This is a genomic window from Diaphorobacter sp. B2A2W2 (genome assembly GCF_056730635.1).
In genome coordinates, this window is the sequence record NZ_JBWZOR010000001.1 from 608,479 (window position 1) to 625,714 (window position 17,236).

Annotated in this window: 17 protein-coding genes and 1 tRNA gene; 2 read left to right on the forward strand and 16 right to left on the reverse strand. The window is 63.7% G+C overall.

Annotated features, from left to right (window positions below):
* Window positions 1-40: 40 nt before the first annotated feature.
* On the reverse strand, window positions 41-1,960 hold the full coding sequence (gene ftsH, locus AC1PPL_RS02770; protein ID WP_011805589.1) for an ATP-dependent zinc metalloprotease FtsH: 1,920 nt from the start codon (window positions 1,958-1,960) through the stop codon (window positions 41-43).
* 143 nt (window positions 1,961-2,103) lie between these two features.
* Window positions 2,104-2,766: an RlmE family RNA methyltransferase gene (locus AC1PPL_RS02775; RefSeq protein WP_015913064.1), complete on the reverse strand. Its 663-nt coding sequence runs from the start codon at window positions 2,764-2,766 to the stop codon at window positions 2,104-2,106.
* 77 nt (window positions 2,767-2,843) lie between these two features.
* Here AC1PPL_RS02775 and AC1PPL_RS02780 point away from each other — a divergent pair, with 77 nt between their 5' ends.
* Window positions 2,844-3,317, forward strand: coding sequence for a YhbY family RNA-binding protein (locus AC1PPL_RS02780; protein ID WP_011805591.1), 474 nt, complete (start codon window positions 2,844-2,846; stop codon window positions 3,315-3,317).
* 11 nt (window positions 3,318-3,328) lie between these two features.
* Window positions 3,329-4,090, forward strand: a complete 762-nt coding sequence (locus AC1PPL_RS02785) for a hypothetical protein (protein WP_011805592.1) — start codon at window positions 3,329-3,331, stop codon at window positions 4,088-4,090.
* 57 nt (window positions 4,091-4,147) lie between these two features.
* Here AC1PPL_RS02785 and kdoO read toward each other — a convergent pair whose 3' ends face one another.
* From kdoO to infC, 14 genes are all read right to left on the reverse strand, one after another.
* Window positions 4,148-5,029, reverse strand: a complete 882-nt coding sequence (gene kdoO, locus AC1PPL_RS02790) for a Kdo hydroxylase KdoO (RefSeq protein WP_479972558.1) — start codon at window positions 5,027-5,029, stop codon at window positions 4,148-4,150.
* A 6-nt stretch (window positions 5,030-5,035) separates the two neighbouring features.
* A complete protein-coding gene (locus tag AC1PPL_RS02795; RefSeq protein ID WP_011805594.1) occupies window positions 5,036-5,449 on the reverse strand; it encodes a DUF4149 domain-containing protein in 414 nt (137 codons plus the stop codon).
* A gap of 11 nt (window positions 5,450-5,460) precedes the next feature.
* Window positions 5,461-5,937, reverse strand: a complete 477-nt coding sequence (greA, locus tag AC1PPL_RS02800) for a transcription elongation factor GreA (protein ID WP_011805595.1) — start codon at window positions 5,935-5,937, stop codon at window positions 5,461-5,463.
* 127 nt (window positions 5,938-6,064) lie between these two features.
* Complete coding sequence (carB, locus tag AC1PPL_RS02805) at window positions 6,065-9,316, reverse strand: carbamoyl-phosphate synthase large subunit (protein WP_479972559.1); 3,252 nt, start codon at window positions 9,314-9,316, stop codon at window positions 6,065-6,067.
* Between the two features lie 10 nt (window positions 9,317-9,326).
* Window positions 9,327-9,728, reverse strand: a complete 402-nt coding sequence (locus AC1PPL_RS02810; protein WP_011805597.1) for a hypothetical protein — start codon at window positions 9,726-9,728, stop codon at window positions 9,327-9,329.
* Window positions 9,729-9,749: 21 nt separating this feature from the next.
* Complete coding sequence (carA, locus tag AC1PPL_RS02815; RefSeq protein WP_287964798.1) at window positions 9,750-10,922, reverse strand: glutamine-hydrolyzing carbamoyl-phosphate synthase small subunit; 1,173 nt, start codon at window positions 10,920-10,922, stop codon at window positions 9,750-9,752.
* Between the two features lie 238 nt (window positions 10,923-11,160).
* Window positions 11,161-11,237, reverse strand: a tRNA-Pro gene (locus tag AC1PPL_RS02820).
* 27 nt (window positions 11,238-11,264) lie between these two features.
* Window positions 11,265-11,693 carry a MerR family transcriptional regulator gene (locus AC1PPL_RS02825; RefSeq protein ID WP_196995664.1) on the reverse strand — a complete coding sequence of 143 codons (429 nt, stop codon included), beginning with the start codon at window positions 11,691-11,693 and terminating at the stop codon, window positions 11,265-11,267.
* Window positions 11,694-11,793: 100 nt separating this feature from the next.
* Window positions 11,794-12,144 (reverse strand): integration host factor subunit alpha, encoded by a 351-nt coding sequence (locus AC1PPL_RS02830; RefSeq protein ID WP_011805600.1) that lies wholly within the window; start codon window positions 12,142-12,144, stop codon window positions 11,794-11,796.
* Window positions 12,141-14,585, reverse strand: coding sequence for a phenylalanine--tRNA ligase subunit beta (gene pheT / locus AC1PPL_RS02835; RefSeq protein ID WP_479972560.1), 2,445 nt, complete (start codon window positions 14,583-14,585; stop codon window positions 12,141-12,143). The genes AC1PPL_RS02830 and pheT overlap by 4 nt, the downstream gene beginning before the upstream one ends.
* Window positions 14,586-14,706: 121 nt before the next feature.
* Entirely contained in the window at window positions 14,707-15,759 is a 1,053-nt protein-coding gene (pheS, locus tag AC1PPL_RS02840) for a phenylalanine--tRNA ligase subunit alpha (RefSeq protein WP_479972561.1), read from the reverse strand.
* A 102-nt stretch (window positions 15,760-15,861) separates the two neighbouring features.
* Window positions 15,862-16,221, reverse strand: coding sequence for a 50S ribosomal protein L20 (gene rplT, locus AC1PPL_RS02845; protein ID WP_005795139.1), 360 nt, complete (start codon window positions 16,219-16,221; stop codon window positions 15,862-15,864).
* Between the two features lie 26 nt (window positions 16,222-16,247).
* Entirely contained in the window at window positions 16,248-16,451 is a 204-nt protein-coding gene (rpmI, locus tag AC1PPL_RS02850; protein WP_011805603.1) for a 50S ribosomal protein L35, read from the reverse strand.
* A gap of 173 nt (window positions 16,452-16,624) precedes the next feature.
* The gene (infC, locus tag AC1PPL_RS02855) at window positions 16,625-17,236 is read right to left on the reverse strand and encodes a translation initiation factor IF-3 (RefSeq protein WP_083766753.1); all 612 of its coding nucleotides are present in this window, start codon (window positions 17,234-17,236) and stop codon (window positions 16,625-16,627) included.

Sequence of the window (17,236 nt, forward strand, 5' to 3'; positions counted from 1 at the left end):
AAACGGGGCGCGAGGCCCCGTTGTTCATGCCAAACCGCTGTCAGGCGGCGGAGGGTGCCGGGTCCGGCTTGACGGCCGGAGTGCCGCCGCTGGAACCGTCACCGCCTGAAGGAGGGGTGCGCGGCGTCCAGTCCTTGGGCGGGCGAGGTGCCCGGCCGGCCATGATGTCGTCCAGCTGTTCGGCATCGATGGTTTCCCACTCCAGCATGGCCTTCGCCATGGCGTGCATCTTGTCCTGGTTCTCTTCGATCAGGCGGCGTGCCAATCCGTACTGCTCGTCGATGATGCGACGCACCTCAGCATCCACCTTCTGCATGGTTTCTTCGGAGATATTGGTGGTCTTGGTCACCGAACGGCCCAGGAACACTTCGCCTTCGTTCTCCGCGTACACCATGGGCCCCAGGGCCTCACTCATGCCGTAGCGCATCACCATGTCGCGCGCGATGGACGTGGCGCGTTCGAAGTCATTGCTGGCGCCCGTGGTCATCTGGTTCATGAACACTTCTTCGGCAATGCGCCCGCCGAACAGCATGGCGATCTGGTTCAGCATGTACTCCTTGTCGTAGGAGTAGCGGTCCTTCTCGGGCAGGCTCATGGTCACGCCCAGCGCGCGGCCGCGCGGAATGATGGTGACCTTGTGCACCGGGTCGCACTTCGGCAACAACTTGCCGATCAGCGCATGGCCTGCTTCGTGGTAGGCCGTGTTGCGGCGCTCTTCCTCGGGCATGACCATGGTCTTGCGCTCGGGGCCCATGATGATCTTGTCCTTGGCCTTTTCGAAGTCCTGCATCTCCACGGTGCGCGCATTGCGCCGTGCAGCCATCAACGCTGCTTCGTTGCACAGGTTGGCCAAGTCTGCGCCGGACATGCCGGGCGTTCCGCGCGCGATGATGGCGGGGTTCACGTCCTGACCCACCGGGATCTTGCGCATGTGCACGCCCAGGATCTGCTCGCGGCCGCGAATGTCGGGCAGCGTCACATAGACCTGGCGGTCGAAGCGACCGGGACGCAGCAATGCGGCGTCCAGGATGTCGGGACGGTTGGTCGCAGCCACGACGATCACGCCCAGGTTGGTCTCGAAGCCATCCATCTCGACCAGCATCTGGTTCAGCGTCTGCTCGCGCTCGTCATTGCCGCCCCCCAGGCCGGCGCCGCGCTGGCGACCCACGGCATCGATCTCATCGATGAAGATGATGCAGGGGGCGTTTTTCTTGGCGTTCTCGAACATGTCGCGTACACGCGCCGCACCCACGCCAACGAACATTTCCACGAAGTCGGAGCCCGAGATGCTGAAGAACGGCACCTTGGCTTCACCCGCGATGGACTTGGCCAGCAGCGTCTTGCCGGTGCCGGGTGGGCCGACCAGCAGCAAGCCGCGCGGAATGCGGCCGCCCAATTTCTGGAATTTCTGCGGGTCTTTCAGGAAGTCGACGACTTCCTTCACCTCTTCCTTGGCCTCGTCGCAGCCCGCCACGTCCGCGAAGGTGACGGTGTTGTTGTTCTCGTCCAGCATGCGCGCCTTCGATTTGCCAAAGCTGAAGGCACCACCCTTGCCGCCGCCCTGCATCTGGCGCATGAAGTACACCCACACGCCGATCAGCAGAAGCATTGGGCCCCAGCTGACCAGCAGGGTCATGAGCAGCGAGCCTTCTTCGCGCGGCTTGACGTCGAACTTGACGTTGTTATTGATCAGATCGCCCACGAGGCCGCGGTCGAGGTAGGTGGCCGTGGTGCGGATGCGGCGGTCATCATTGGTGACCGCCACGATCTCGGTGCCGCCCTGCCCTTCCTGGATGGTCGCGCTCTTGATGCGGTTGCTGCGCACCTCTTCCAGGAATTCCGAATAGCCGATGGTTCCGGCGCCCGCGCCCGCACGGGTGTCAAATTGTTTGAACACCGTAAAGAGCACCATGGCAATGACCAGCCAGACGGCGACTTTTGAAAACCACTGATTGTTCAAGCGGAACTCCAGATTCAGAAGTGGGAGGCCGGCCACGACACTGTCATGGAAACGTCCTAACGCAATTGGGGTTCATTTTAGGCGTTTCAACCCGCCAGCACCGCCCATTAACCCCGGCACAGGCCATGGTCAAGGCGCTGCGGTCAACCTTGACGCTTGAGCCCCATGCCCACCAGAAAGGTCTCCGATGATTTGTCGCGCGAGGCCTTGGGCTTCATCGGCTTGACCACGCGAAAGGTGTCCTTGAAGAGTTGCACCAGCTGGGAGTAACCGCTGCCGTGGAACAGCTTCACAACCAGTGCCCCCTCAGGCTTCAGATGGTGCACGGCAAAGTCCACCGCCAGCTCGATCAGGTGCGCGATACGCACGGCATCCACCGACTCCACGCCCGACAGATTGGGAGCCATATCCGACACCACCACATCCACGGGCCGCCCTTGCACGGCCTCCTGCAAGCGTGCCAGCACCTCTTCCTCCCGAAAATCCCCCTGTAAAAAGGTGACGCCTTCAATCGGCTCCATCGGCAGGATGTCCAGCGCGATGATGACGCCGTTGAGTTGCCCCACGGCAGCCCCGTCCGGCGACAACCGCCGGCGCACATACTGGCTCCAGGCCCCCGGAGACGACCCGAGATCCACCACCACATGGCCGGGCTTGATCAGCCCGAGCTGCTCGTCGATCTCTTTGAGCTTGTAGGCGGCGCGTGCGCGGTAGCCCTCCTTCTGGGCGAGCTTGACGTAGGTGTCGTTGACATGGTCGTGGAGCCATGCCTTGTTCACCTTCTTGCTTTTGGTCTGGGCTTTCATGGATAGATCGGTGCGCCGCCCCGGATCGGGGGACAGCAGTATGCCGGCCATTGCCGGGGCGTTGAGATAATACGGGTATGCCTCAAATTCAACTGACTCCCGCCGAGCGCCGGGAACACCGCGCCAATGCCCACCATCTGGACCCCGTGGTCCTGATCGGTGGCGACGGACTTACGGCCGCCGTTCAAAAGGAGATCGATGCCGCACTCAAGGCCCATGGACTCATCAAGGTGCGCGTCTTCAACGACGACCGCGCCGCACGCGAGGAGATGTATCAGCAACTGGCCGATGCGCTGAACGCCGCACCCATCCAGCATATCGGCAAGCTGCTGGTGCTGTGGCGGCCCATTCCTGCGAAAGAGAAAGCCATCGACGAAGACCGCATGCCCGGTCCCCGCGACGTGAAGGTACTCAAGTTCAGCAAGCGCGGCGGCCAGCGCCCCGAGGTCAAGCAACTGCGTGTGCTGGGTAACCAGCGTCTGACGCCTGGCGGACAGATCAAGCGTGCCAAGCCCAAGCAGAAGTCGGTGAAAAAACGTCAGGCCGATTGATCCTAGATCCCATGAACGCACCGCAGCAGCACCAGCGCCACATCCTTTGCATGAAGTGGGGCACGAAATATGGCCCCGAGTACGTCAACCGGCTTTACGCCATGGTGCGCCGCCACCTGAGTGGCGAGTTCAACTTCGTCTGCCTCACCGACGACGATGCGGGCATACGCCCCGAGGTGCAGTGCCTGCCCATCCCGCCGCTGAATCTGCAGCTGGCACCCGGCCAGCGGGACGGCGCCTGGAAAAAGCTCACGACCTTTGAGGCCGACCTGCACGGCCTGCGCGGCACAGCGCTGTTCCTCGACCTCGACGTGGTGATCGTGGGCGGGCTGGATCCCTTCTTCGAGCAGCCGGGTGAATTCCTCATCATCCACGACTACCCCCGTTTCTGGCGCTTTGGCCAGCGGATCACGGGCAACTCCTCGGTCTACCGCTTTGAACTGGGCGCGCATGCCGATGTGCTGGCGTACTTCCGCACGCACATGGACGAGGTGCAGGCCAGCTATCGCAACGAGCAGGCCTTTCTGTCACGCTTCCTGCATGCCCAGGGCAAGCTGTCGTACTGGCCTGAAGGCTGGTGCCCGAGCTTCAAGTACGACGGCATTCCCGCGTGGCCGAGCAACTACTGGCGCGAGCCCTTCGTGCCCGAAGGCGCACGCATCATGATCTTCCACGGCGAATGCAATCCGCCGGATGCGCTGGAGGGACGGCGCAACAAGCGCTTTCACCACATCCAGCCCGCACGCTGGGTGGCGCGACACTGGCACGAATGACGAGGTCGCCCCGCCATGAAGCGTGGCGGACAGGAACCGCCAGCGCCAAGGCGCCGGTTAGGCCGTCGGAACGCCGTGCAACGGCCGGCCCGTCAATCGCGTGAGGATCGCCAAGGGGCTCGCTTCCCGGTCATACGCATGCGACGCGGGCAGGTGCAATGTCTGCTCCAGCATGTATTGGCCGGACATGACCGCATGCGTGGCTTGGTCCGAAAAGCACACCCATACCGAACCCGCAGGAAACGGCACCGTTTCCTGCGGACTGGTGCGCTGGTACTCCAGGTCGCCCTTCATGCCGTCGTGCAGTTGCAGCATCAGGTGGTCGTACTCGCTGCGAAAGGACTTGGTCACACGCAGCGCCTGCAGCACCTTGGCCTGCCACGCCGAATACGGCTTGGCGCGTGGCAGGAACTTACGCGCCATGGCTTCGAAGGGCTCACCCACGCGCCACACACGGGGCGCCCCGTCGGGGTTGACGTTGGCAAACACGCGCAGGATGCGTTCGCCATAGTTGGGACGCGAGGGAAACGCATCCACGTGCAGCCGCCGGTCGTCGGCCCGCCAGGATTGCTGGCGGCTTTCCACCTGCATCGGCCGGTAGCTGGTGGGGGCCAGTCGCAGCGCAGAGGTGTAATGCGGCAGCAGCGCCTCGATCAAGCCCAGCGCCTGCGCCCGAAAGCGCGTGATCATGGCCGTCAACTGCGCCTGGGTGGTGGCGTCGCCCACCGCGCCCTTCAGGCTGCCGTCGACATTCAGGCTGATGTTGCGCGCACCAGGGTCGCGGATGTCAGGCCGCAGCAGGGCGCGCTCTTCAGGCTGCACCTCGAAGGCGAGGTTGGGAAAGAACAGCACCTTGCCGCCCTCCAGCGCAGCGCGCCAGGCGTCGGTCCCCGGTACCGACCAATCACGGGATTCGATGCGTACGACCTGGGATTCCATGCTCGCTCACCCTCCTTGCCTGGCAGTTTTCCACAACGTGATGCCCGCGCAGAGCCATTGCACCAGATACATGGCACTGCCCACGCTGTGCCACAGCCGCAGGTTCTGGCGCGCCACGATGCGCGGCGCCACGCCATATTGCACCAGCAAGGCCAGCAGCAGGCCGAGGATCACAAAAACCATAGCTGCTCGCGCCCACTGCTCCTCGGTTTCCGCGTGTTTTCTTTTGGAAAGCACCAACAGACAAGCGCAACACGCTATCGAAATATAAGTCTGCGCCTCGAACAAACGGGCTGCCATCTGCCCCGCCACACTCGGCGTGGGCAGGTAGACGAACAGCATCGGCACGGCCACGAAGCCCATGGCCGAGAGGCTACCCCACCACAGGGCCGCAGCCAGCACGGGCAGGCGTTCGCGCATGGCGTGCACCCTCAGATGTAGCTGACGGCCACCACTTCGTAGCGCCGCACGCCCCCAGGCGCCTGCACCTCGGCCGTGTCGCCCTCTTCCTTGCCGATGAGCGCGCGCGCGATCGGGCTGGAAACATTGATCAGGCCGTGCTTCAAGTCGGCTTCGTCCTCGCCCACGATCTGGTACTTCACGGCGTCGCCCGTGTCCTCGTCCTCCAGCTCCACCGTGGCGCCGAAGACCACGCGACCGCCAGCGTCCAGCGCCGAGGGGTCGATGATCTGGGCCGCCGACAGCTTGCCTTCGATCTCCATGATGCGGCCTTCGATGAAGCCCTGGCGGTCCTTGGCGGCTTCGTACTCGGCGTTTTCGCTCAGATCGCCCTGCGCGCGCGCCTCCGCAATGGCGCTGATCACGGCAGGCCGCTCGACGGTCTTGAGGCGGTGCAGTTCCTCCTTGAGTTTCTCTGCGCCGCGCTTGGTGATGGGAATGGTGGCCATGGGTCAGTCTCCAGATTCCAGATGCAAAAAGCAAACCGCCGCGCGTTGCCGCGCGGCGGTCTCACAAATCAAGGGCGATTATGCCGCGTTTGCCGCGGCGGTCATCCCCTAAAACCCGGTGCCGCGCTCAGGCTGCAGCCGCCAGGCGGGCGTGCAGTTCCTGCACCGAATACACGTCCAGATTGTCGAGGTGCTTCATGCCTTCCACGGCCGCCTCGGCGCCGAAGATGGTCGTGAAGGTGGTCACGCGCGCCAGCAGCGAACTGGTGCGGATCGCGCGCGAATCGGCAATCGCGTTGCGGCGCTCCTCCACCGTGTTGATGACCATGGCGATCTCGTCGTTCTTGATCATGTCCACGATGTGCGGGCGGCCTTCGGTCACCTTGTTGACCACCTGCACCGGCACGCCGGCGGCCTCAATGGCCGCGGCCGTTCCCTTGGTGGCCAGCAGCTCGAAGCCCATGGCCGCCAGGTCGCGGGCAATCGCCACCGCGCGCTGCTTGTCGGCGTTCTTCACGGTGAGGAACACCTTGCCCGAGCGCGGCAGGCGCGTACCCGCACCCAGTTGGCTCTTGACGAAGGCCTCGCCAAAGGTCTTGCCCACACCCATGACTTCGCCGGTGGACTTCATCTCGGGGCCCAGAATGGTGTCCACGCCCGGGAACTTGACGAAGGGGAACACGGCCTCCTTCACGCTGAAGTACGGCGGCGTGACTTCCTTGGTGATGCCCTGGCTGGCCAGGGTCTGGCCGGCCATGCAGCGCGCCGCCACCTTGGCCAACTGGATGCCCGTGGCCTTGCTGACGAACGGCACCGTGCGCGAGGCGCGCGGGTTCACTTCCAGCACGTAGATCACATCACCGTCGTCAGTTTCCTGAATTGCGAACTGCACGTTCATCAGGCCCACCACGTTCAGGCCATGGGCCATGGCCGTGGTCTGGCGCTTGATCTCGGCCACCGTCTCGGCCTTCAGGTAGTACGGCGGCAGCGAGCAGGCGGAGTCGCCCGAGTGCACGCCAGCCTGTTCGATGTGCTCCATCACGCCGCCGATGAACACGGCACCGGAGGCATCGCGCACACAATCCACATCGCACTCAATGGCATTGGAGAGGAAGCGATCCAGCAGCACGGGCGAATCGTTGCTTACCTTGACGGCTTCGCGCATGTAGCGTTCCAAGTCGCGCTGCTCATGCACGATCTCCATGGCACGGCCGCCCAGCACGTAGCTGGGGCGCACCACCAGCGGGTAGCCCAGGGCAGCGGCCTTCTCCAGCGCCTCGGGTTCGGTACGCGCGGTGGCGTTGGGCGGCTGGCGCAGGCCCAGGTCGCCCAGCAGCTTCTGGAAACGCTCGCGGTCCTCGGCGGCGTCGATCATGTCGGGGGTGGTGCCAATGATGGGCACGCCAGCGGCCTCCAGGCCCAGCGCCAGCTTCAGTGGCGTCTGGCCGCCGTACTGCACGATCACGCCCTCGGGCTTTTCCTTGTCCACGATCTCCAGCACGTCTTCCAGCGTCAGCGGTTCGAAGTACAGGCGATCCGACGTGTCATAGTCGGTCGAGACAGTCTCGGGGTTGCAGTTGACCATGATGGTCTCGTACCCGTCCTCGCGCATGGCGAGGGCGGCATGCACGCAGCAGTAGTCGAACTCGATGCCCTGGCCGATGCGGTTGGGGCCGCCACCCAGCACCATGATCTTCTTCTTGTTGGTGGGCTCGGCTTCGCATTCGTCCTCATAGGTCGAATACATGTAGGCGGTATTGGTGGCGAATTCGGCGGCGCAGGTATCCACGCGCTTGTACACCGGGCGCACATTCAACGCATGGCGCGCTTCGCGCACAGCCTTCTCGTTGGTTTTGAGCAGCTTGGCCAGGCGGCGGTCGGAGAAGCCCTTCTTCTTGAGCGCGCGCAACGTGTCCGCATCCAGCAAGGCCAGCGCGCCATCGCCCTTCTCGGCCGTGAGTTGGTCCAGGTCGAGTTCGATCTTCACGATCTCCTCGATCTGCACGAGGAACCACTTGTCGATTTTGGTGAGGTCATGCACCTCGTCCACCGACAGGCCCATGGCGAACGCGTCGCCCACGTACCAGATACGCTCAGGTCCCGGCTCGCCCAGTTCCTTCTCGAGCAACTCGCGGTCCTGGGTCTTCTCATTCATGCCATCCACACCCACCTCCAGGCCGCGCAACGCCTTCTGGAAGGACTCCTGGAAAGTGCGGCCCATGGCCATCACCTCGCCTACGGACTTCATCTGCGTGGTCAGGCGGCTGTCGGCCGCTGGGAATTTCTCGAACGCAAAACGCGGGATCTTGGTAACGACGTAGTCGATGGAGGGCTCGAACGACGCGGGTGTGGCGCCGCCGGTGATTTCGTTCTTCAGTTCATCGAGCGTATAGCCCACGGCCAGCTTGGCAGCGACCTTGGCGATCGGGAAGCCCGTGGCCTTGGAGGCCAGCGCCGACGAACGCGACACGCGAGGGTTCATCTCGATCACGATCATGCGGCCGTCCTTCGGGTTCACCGAGAACTGCACGTTGGAGCCACCCGTGTCGACGCCGATCTCGCGCAGCACTGCCAGGCTGGCGTTGCGCATGATCTGGTATTCCTTGTCGGTCAGCGTCTGCGCGGGTGCCACGGTGATCGAGTCGCCCGTGTGCACGCCCATCGGGTCCAGGTTCTCGATCGAGCACACGATGATGCAGTTGTCCGCCTTGTCACGCACGACCTCCATCTCGTACTCCTTCCAGCCGAGCAGCGACTCTTCGATCAGCAGCTCGTTGGTGGGCGAGGCTTCCAGGCCGCGCTTGCAGATGGTTTCGAATTCTTCCGGGTTGTAGGCGATCCCGCCGCCCGTGCCGCCCAGCGTAAAGCTGGGCCGGATCACGGTGGGGAAGCCCACGTTCTTCTGCACGGCCCAGGCCTCGTCCATGCTGTGGGCGATGCCGGAGCGCGCCGACCCAAGGCCGATGCGGGTCATCGCATCCTTGAACTTCAGGCGGTCTTCGGCCTTGTCGATGGCCTCGGGCGTCGCGCCGATCAGTTCGACCTTGTACTTGTGCAGCACGCCGTTGCGCCACAGGTCCAGCGCGCAGTTCAGCGCGGTCTGGCCGCCCATGGTCGGCAGGATGGCGTCGGGGCGCTCCTTGGCGATGATCTTCTCGACCGTCTGCCAGGTGATGGGCTCGATGTAGGTGACGTCGGCCGTGGCCGGGTCGGTCATGATCGTCGCGGGGTTGCTGTTGATCAGGATGACCTTGTAGCCCTCCTCGCGCAGCGCCTTGCAGGCCTGCACGCCCGAGTAGTCGAACTCGCAGGCCTGGCCGATGATGATCGGGCCGGCGCCGATGATGAGGATGCTTTTGATGTCTGTGCGTTTTGGCATGGTATGTCTGTCAATCGGTCGCTGGGGCGGAGGCTGGGGCGGCAGACACCGCTGCGGGGCGCCGCGTATTCAGCCTGTCCAGCAGCGCCTGGGCCCGCTCGGCGGGGAGGTTCTTTTGCATCAGCTGCAGCAGGCCGTCGCCCTGAACCAGGGGTCGCAACACTTCGGCTTCTGCCTCGTAGAACGTCACGTCCCACTCCTGCATGGCCTCTGCGAAGGTCGCATCGTCCCAGGTCTTGCCCTTGGCGATCAGCGTGACCAGGGGCATGGCCTTGTTCTCGACGAAAGACTTCTTGTAGGGCTTTTGCTGCCAGCGTTCGGTGAACCACTCGCGGTGCATTGGAGGCAATGTGAGCACGCGCTTGTGAATGGCTTTCTCAAGCGCTGCAGCCGGGAAGCTGAAGAGTTTCATGGCGCCGGTTTCCTTTTGGGCTTACTGGGCCTTGGCGGCCTGCATCAGAGTGGTGAAGCGGTCGAACAGGTAGGCAATGTCGTGCGGACCGGGTGACGCCTCGGGGTGCCCCTGGAAGCAGAAGGCCGGCTTGTCCTTGTGTTCCAGGCCCTGCAGCGTGCCGTCGAACAGGCTGATGTGCGTGGCGCGCAAGGTGGCCGGCAGCGATGCCATGTCCACCGCGAAACCGTGGTTCTGGCTGGTGATGCTTACCCGGCCGCTGTCCAAGTCCTTCACAGGGTGGTTTGCGCCATGGTGGCTGTTGTCCATCTTGAAAGTCCTGGCGCCACTGGCCAGCGCCATGATCTGGTGGCCCAGGCAGATGCCGAAGGTAGGCACGCCGCTGTCGATGATCTGCTTGACTGCCGTGATCGCGTAGTCGCAGGCCGCCGGGTCGCCCGGGCCGTTGGACAGGAACACGCCATCGGGATTCATGGCCAGCACCTCTGCCGCCGAGGTCTGCGCGGGCACCACGGTGAGCCTGCAGCCGCGTTCGGCCAGCATGCGCAGGATGTTCAGCTTCACGCCATAGTCATAGGCCACGACGTGAAAGCGCGGGGCCGTCTGCGTACCGTAGCCTTCGCCCAGCTTCCACTCAGTCTGGTCCCAGGCGTACGCGGCACGCGTGGTCACGACCTTGGCCAGATCCAGCCCGTTCATGTTGGGCGCCGCCTTCGCCGCGGCCACGGCTTCGTCGATGCGCGCCTGGGTCACGGCCTCGCCAGCCGCCAAGCCGACGATGGCGCCATTTTGCGCGCCCCGGGTGCGCAGCAGGCGGGTCAGTTTGCGGGTGTCGATGTTGGCGATGGCCACCGTCTTGGCACGAACGAGGTACTCGGGCAGCGTCTCGGTCATGCGGAAGTTGCTGGCCAGCAGCGGCAGGTCCTTGATGATGAGGCCCGCGGCGTGGACTTTTTCAGCCTCGATATCCTCTGCGTTGACGCCGTAGTTGCCGATGTGCGGATACGTCAGGGTGACGATCTGCTGGCAGTAGCTGGGGTCCGTGAGAATTTCCTGGTAGCCGGTGATGGCGGTATTGAAGACCACTTCGCCGACCGTGGTGCCGGCGGCACCGATCGAGTTACCGATAAAGACCGTGCCGTCTGCGAGCGCCAGGATGGCGGGCGGGAAGGTTCCCTTGAGAGACAAAAGCACTGGGTTCTCCGATGGTTTACGGGTCGCCCGGGAGCCGCAGGAACGGCGATGTTCCTGAAGGCTACTGCTTGTTGAAAATTGCTTTGGATGCGGCCGGGCGACTTGTTTGCGGGAAAGCCTCTCATTGTAGCGCGAGAGGCGCATGCTCACTGCGCACAGGACATTGGTCCCGCCAAGGATCCAAACGGGCCAAATAAGAAAGGGACCACCGTTTTCACGGTGGTCCCTTTGGCATAAATGGTCGGCGTGGCGGGATTCGAACTCGCGACCCCTTGCACCCCATGCAAGTGCGCTACCAGGCTGCGCTACACGCCGACAAGACTTGGATTCTATACCGAAAAATCAGGCCGTAAGAAGAAGTGCGCGAATTTCTTCCAATTCTTTTCGCAGGGTCGCCGCGTTCAAAGGAACCGCCTGCGCGACGCTCATCCCCTCGTTCGCACCCTGTGCGGGTACAGCCGCTTCCAGGCCATCCGCATGCGGCGCACCACCATCGCGCAGCGCCTTGTCCGCATGGGCCAGCTCCTGCAGCCGGTTGCGCGCACCGCTGATGGTGAAGCCTTGGTCATACAGCAGGTCGCGAATGCGGCGGATCATCAGCACCTCATGGTGCTGGTAATAGCGCCGGTTGCCGCGCCGCTTCATGGGGCGCAACTGCGTGAATTCCTGTTCCCAGTAGCGCAGGACATGGGGTTTGACGCCACAAAGCTCCGCCACTTCACCAATCGTGAAATAGCGTTTGGCCGGAATGGGTGGCAGCAAGGTGCTCATGGGAATGGCGCAAAAAACGGGCAGGACTGTGGAGCGTACTGCAGCCCCTTACCGGCGGCCAGGATCTCTGGGCCAAAAACACCGGTTCGGGTCAACTACTTCAAGCTTTGTCCTGCCCCTGGATCTGCTCCTTGAGTTTGGTGCTGGCATGAAAGGTCACCACGCGTCGCGCCTTGATGGGGATGGCTTCGCCAGTGCGCGGGTTACGCCCCGGGCGCGGCGCCTTGGTGCGGATCTGGAAATTGCCAAACCCTGACAGCTTCACGTCCTGGCCGTCGACCAGGCTTTGCACGATCAGGTCGAAGAAGGCGTCCACCATGTCCTTGGACTCGCGCTTGTTCAGGCCGATGTGCTCGAACAGCAGATCCGCCAGCTGCGCTTTGGTCAGCGCAGGCGATTCCAGACTTTCCACGGCGAACTCCACCGGCCCCGGCTCCATCCCCAGAGTCATCGCAACCTCGCTCCTGTGTGGGTACCCAGCGCCTGCAGCACCGATTGCACTGCGGCTTCGATCTCAGCGTCCGTCAACGCGGCGGCGTCGCTGCCCAGCGTCAGGCGAATGGCCAGGCTCTTCTCGCCCTGCGCCAGAGCGCCCGCCGGCACGGCCTCGCCCGCACGCTGCGGCTGGGGCCGGAAGACATCGAACAGCACCGCGGAGCGCAGCAGATCGCCCGCCAGTGCACCGCCAATGGCACGCATCACCTCATCGTGCGAGACCCGCTCGGCCACAACCACGGCAATGTCCCGCTCCACCAGCTGGCGCTTGGCCACGGGGCGAAAGCCCGGCACCTTGCGCTGCAGCACGGCGTCCAGCTCCAGTTCAAACATCATCGGCGCAGCCGGCAGGTCCCAGGACTGGCGCCATTGCGGATGCAATTCGCCCACAAAGCCGATGGGGTGACCCTCCAGCAGCACGCGCGCGCAGCGGCCCGGGTGCAGTGCCGGATGCGCTGCTGGCTCGAACGTGGGGCGCAGCGGCGCGAGCAGCGCTTCCACATCACCCTTGGCATCGTAGAAGTCCACCGCCTTGTCCTTGCGGCCCCACTGCAGCGCATCGGCCGCACCATAGGCCAGGCCCGCGACCCGCATCGGCTGCGCGAAGCCTTCCACCGTGCGGTCGGTGTTCTGCACGCTCGCATCACGCAGGAACACCCGCCCCAGCTCGAACACGCGCACGCGGCCGGCCTTGCGGTCCAGGTTGAACTTGAGCACCTGCAGCAAAGAGCCCAGCAGCGACGAGCGCATGACGCTCAGGTGGCTGGCGATGGGGTTGAGCAGCTTGATCGGCGCGGCGTTGCCGGCCAGTTCCTTTTCCCAATGCTCTTCGACAAAGCTGAAGTTGATGGTCTCCTGGTAGCCCAATGCCGCCAGTTCACGGCGCACCGCGAAGCTGCTGCGGCGCGATTCGGCGCGCAACTTGGGCGTGATCGGCGCCAGCGGCGGGGTGGTGGGCAGGTTGTTGTAGCCCACCACGCGCGCCACTTCCTCGATCAGGTCTTCCTCCAGGCGCAGGTCGAAGCGGAACGACGGTGGCGTGACCGTCACGGCACCCTCTTCCTCCTGCAGCGGCAGGCCCAGGCGCCTCAGCGCATCCACGCACTGCGCCTGCGTGAGCGGCATGCCGATCACCTTGGCCGCACGCGCGACGCGCATGCGCACCGGTGTTTGCGCGGGCATGTTGACGCGCTGATCATCAATGGGAGCGCATGCCGTCTCTGGCGTACCGCAAATGTCGACGATCAGCTGCGTGATGCGCTCGATGTGCTCCACGGTCAACTCGGGATCCACGCCGCGCTCGAAGCGATGGCCGGCGTCGGTGGAGAAGTTGTAGCGGCGCGAGCGGCCGGCTACGGCCTCTGGCCACCAGAAGGCCGCCTCGACGTAGATGTTGCGCGTGTCATCCGACACAGCCGTGGCGTCACCACCCATGATGCCGGCAAGCGACTCCACCTCGCGCTCGTCGGCGATCACACCCACCTTCTCATCGACGGTGACGGTGTTGCCGTTGAGCAGCTTGAGTTGTTCGCCGGCCTTACCCCAGCGCACTTCCAGGCCGCCATGGATCTTGTCCAGATCGAAGATGTGCGACGGGCGGCCGAACTCGAACATCACGTAGTTGGAGATGTCCACCAGCGGCGAGACACTGCGCTGGCCGCAGCGCGCCAGGCGGTCCACCATCCACTGCGGTGTGGCGGCCTGGGTATTGACGTTGCGCACGACGCGGCCGGAGAAGCGCCCGCACAGGTCAGGCGCGCTCACGCGCACGGGCAAGCGGTCATCGATCGCGGTGGCCATGGTGGGGAACTGCGGTGCCTTCAGCGGCGCGCCCGTCAGCGCGGACACCTCGCGCGCGATGCCGTAGACACTCAGGCAATGCGCCAGGTTGGGTGTGAGCTTGAGCGTGAACAGCGTGTCGTCCAGGTTCAGGTACTGGCGGATGTTCTGGCCCAGCGGCGCGTCGGCCGGTAGTTCCAGCAGGCCGCCATGGTCCTCCGACAGTTTCAGCTCGCGCGCCGAGCAGAGCATGCCAAAGCTCTCCACACCGCGCAGCTTGCCCACCTTGATGAGGAATGGCTTGCCATCCTCGCCGGGCGGCAGCTCCGCGCCCACCATGGCGCACGGCACCTTGATGCCCACGCGGGCATTGGGCGCGCCGCAGACGATGGTCAGCGGCTCGCCCTGCCCCACATCCACCTGGCACACGCGCAGGCGGTCGGCATTGGGGTGCTGCTGGGCATCCTTGATCTCGCCGACGACGATCTTCGTGAACGGCGGCGCGACGGGCTGCAGCTCTTCGACCTCCAGCCCTGCCATCGTCAGGGTGTCGGCCAGTTCTTGGGTGGTGAGCGGAGGGTTGCAGAACTCGCGCAACCAGGATTCGGGGAATTGCATAGTCAGACTTCTTTGGCGTGCTCTTGAAAAGAGAGCTGCTAGCGCTTGCTACCTATTGTTTTCCACATGAAAACATATTGAAGAGTAAGCTTAACAAGCGCTGGCAGCTCACTTTTTTGCATTACTGGAACTGCGACAGGAAACGGATGTCGCCGTCGAAGAACAGGCGCAGGTCGTTCACGCCGTAGCGCAGCATGGTCAGTCGGTCCGGCCCCATGCCGAAGGCAAAGCCGATGAAGCGCTCGGGGTCCAGCCCCATGTTGCGCACCACGTTGGGGTGCACCTGGCCAGAGCCCGCCACCTCCAGCCACTTGCCGGCCAACGGGCCCGACTGGAACTGGATATCGATCTCGGCGCTGGGCTCGGTGAAAGGGAAGAAGCTGGGGCGAAAGCGCAGCACCAGGTCGTCGCTTTCAAAGAAGGTCTTGCAGAAGTCCGTGAACACGACCTTCAGGTCCTTGAAGCTCACGTTCTCGCCGATCCACAGGCCTTCACATTGGTGGAACATGGGCGAGTGCGTGGCGTCTGAGTCCACGCGGTAGGTGCGGCCCGGAGCGATCACGCGGATCTCGGGCATGGCCTGGCCGGCGTCGATCAGGCCACGGTGTTTCTTCACATGCTGCACGGCGTAGCGCACCTGCATCGGGCTGGTGTGCGTGCGCAGCAGGTTGGGGGCTTCGGGTGTGCCGCCTTCCACGTAGAAGGTGTCGTGCATGGACCGGGCGGGGTGGTCTTCGGGCGTGTTCAGCGCCGTGAAGTTGAACCAGTCGGTCTCGATCTCGGGGCCGTCCGCCACCTCGAAGCCCATCGAACCGAAGATCCGCTCGATGCGCTCCAGCGTCAACGACACGGGATGCAGGCCGCCGCGGCCGCGCTGGCGGCCCGGCAGCGTCACATCCAGCGCCTCGGCCTTGAGCTGTGCCTGCAGCTCGGCGGCCGCCAGCTCCTGGCGGCGTGCGGCGAGGGCTGCCTCCACGGCCTGCTTGGCCACGTTGATGGCGGCGCCGCGGGTTTTCTTCTCCTCGGGCGAGAGCTGCGCCATGCCCTTCATGAGCTCGGTCAGGCGGCCTGACTTGCCCAGGAACTGCGCCTTGGCGTTCTCCAGTTCGGCAGGGGTTGCGGAACGCGCGAACGACTCGCGCGCGCTCGTCACCAAGGAATCCAACTCGTTCATATCGACTCTTGAAAAAGAAACAAGGGCTAGTGCCTTTTCAAGCCCTAGCCCTTGTTGTTTGCGCGCTAGTAGCTATAGAATTTATAGCTACCAATCGTGAACTCAAGCAGCCAGCTTGGCCTTGACTTGCTCCACGATGCTGCCAAAGGCAGCCTTGTCATGCACCGCGAGGTCGGCCAGCATCTTGCGGTCGATCTCGATGGATGCCTTCTTCAGGCCGTTGGCGAACTGGCTGTAGGTCAGGCCCAGTTCACGGGCAGCGGCGTTGATACGGGCGATCCACAACTGGCGGAACACGCGCTTCTTGGTGCGGCGGTCACGGTAGGCATATTGCCCCGCCTTCATCACCGCCTGCTTGGCGATGCGGAAGACGTTACCGCGGCGACCACGGAAGCCCTTGGCAAGGGCGAGGACCTTCTTGTGACGGGCGCGGGCCGTTACACCACGTTTGACGCGAGGCATGTGTTTTCTCCTTGTTCGTCAGTTGATTACAGGCCAGCGGAGGGCAGCATCTTTGCGATGGAACCCATATCGCCTTCATGCACGTTCACAATGCCACGCAGGTGGCGCTTGTTCTTCGTGGTCTTCTTGGTCAGGATGTGGCGCTTGAAAGCTTGGCCACGCTTGACCGTACCGCCTGGACGAACGCGAAAACGCTTCTTCGCGCTGCTCTTGGTCTTCATCTTGGGCATGTGAATGCTCCTGTTGGTTGTGCTCGTGAGGCGTTTGCACACCGCTGTGCAACCTTGTTGGCCCCGAGCCACTTTTTCAAACGACGCGCCTTGCGGCTCGCCGTGCGGCGGCACTTGCATGCCGCCTATCGACCGGTACCCTTTTTTAGGGGGTGCCCGCCAAATCTCCTTGCTTACGCAGCGTTGTCCCCAGCGGCGGGAGCGCTTTCAGCGGCAGGTTTACCTGCCGGCTTCTTGCGGGCCGGCGCGATCATCATGATCATTTGGCGACCTTCCAGCTTGGGAAACTGCTCCACCAAAATGGTGTCGCCCAGGTCATCCCTCAAGCGGTTGAGCAATGCCAGGCCCAGCTCCTGGTGCGTGATCTCGCGGCCACGGAAGCGCAGCGTGATCTTGCACTTGTCGCCCTCTGCCAGAAAACGGCGGATGTTGCGCAGCTTGATGTTGTAGTCACCATCGTCCGTACCAGGGCGGAACTTAACTTCCTTGATCTCGATGACCGTCTGCTTGGCCTTGGCCTCGGCCGCCTTCTTCTGCTCCTGATACTTGAACTTGCCGTAGTCCATCAGGCGGCAGACCGGGGGATTAGCCGTGGCTGCAATTTCAACCAAGTCCACATCCAGCTCGCCCGCCATGCGCAGGGCCTCTTGCAGGCTGACGATGCCCAGGGGCTCGTTGTCCGGACCGGACAGGCGCACTTCAGGCGCCATGATTTCACGGTTCAGTCGATGCTTGCGCTCCTCGCGCTGGCGACGGTCACGAAATTCGGTAGCGATGGCTCTCAC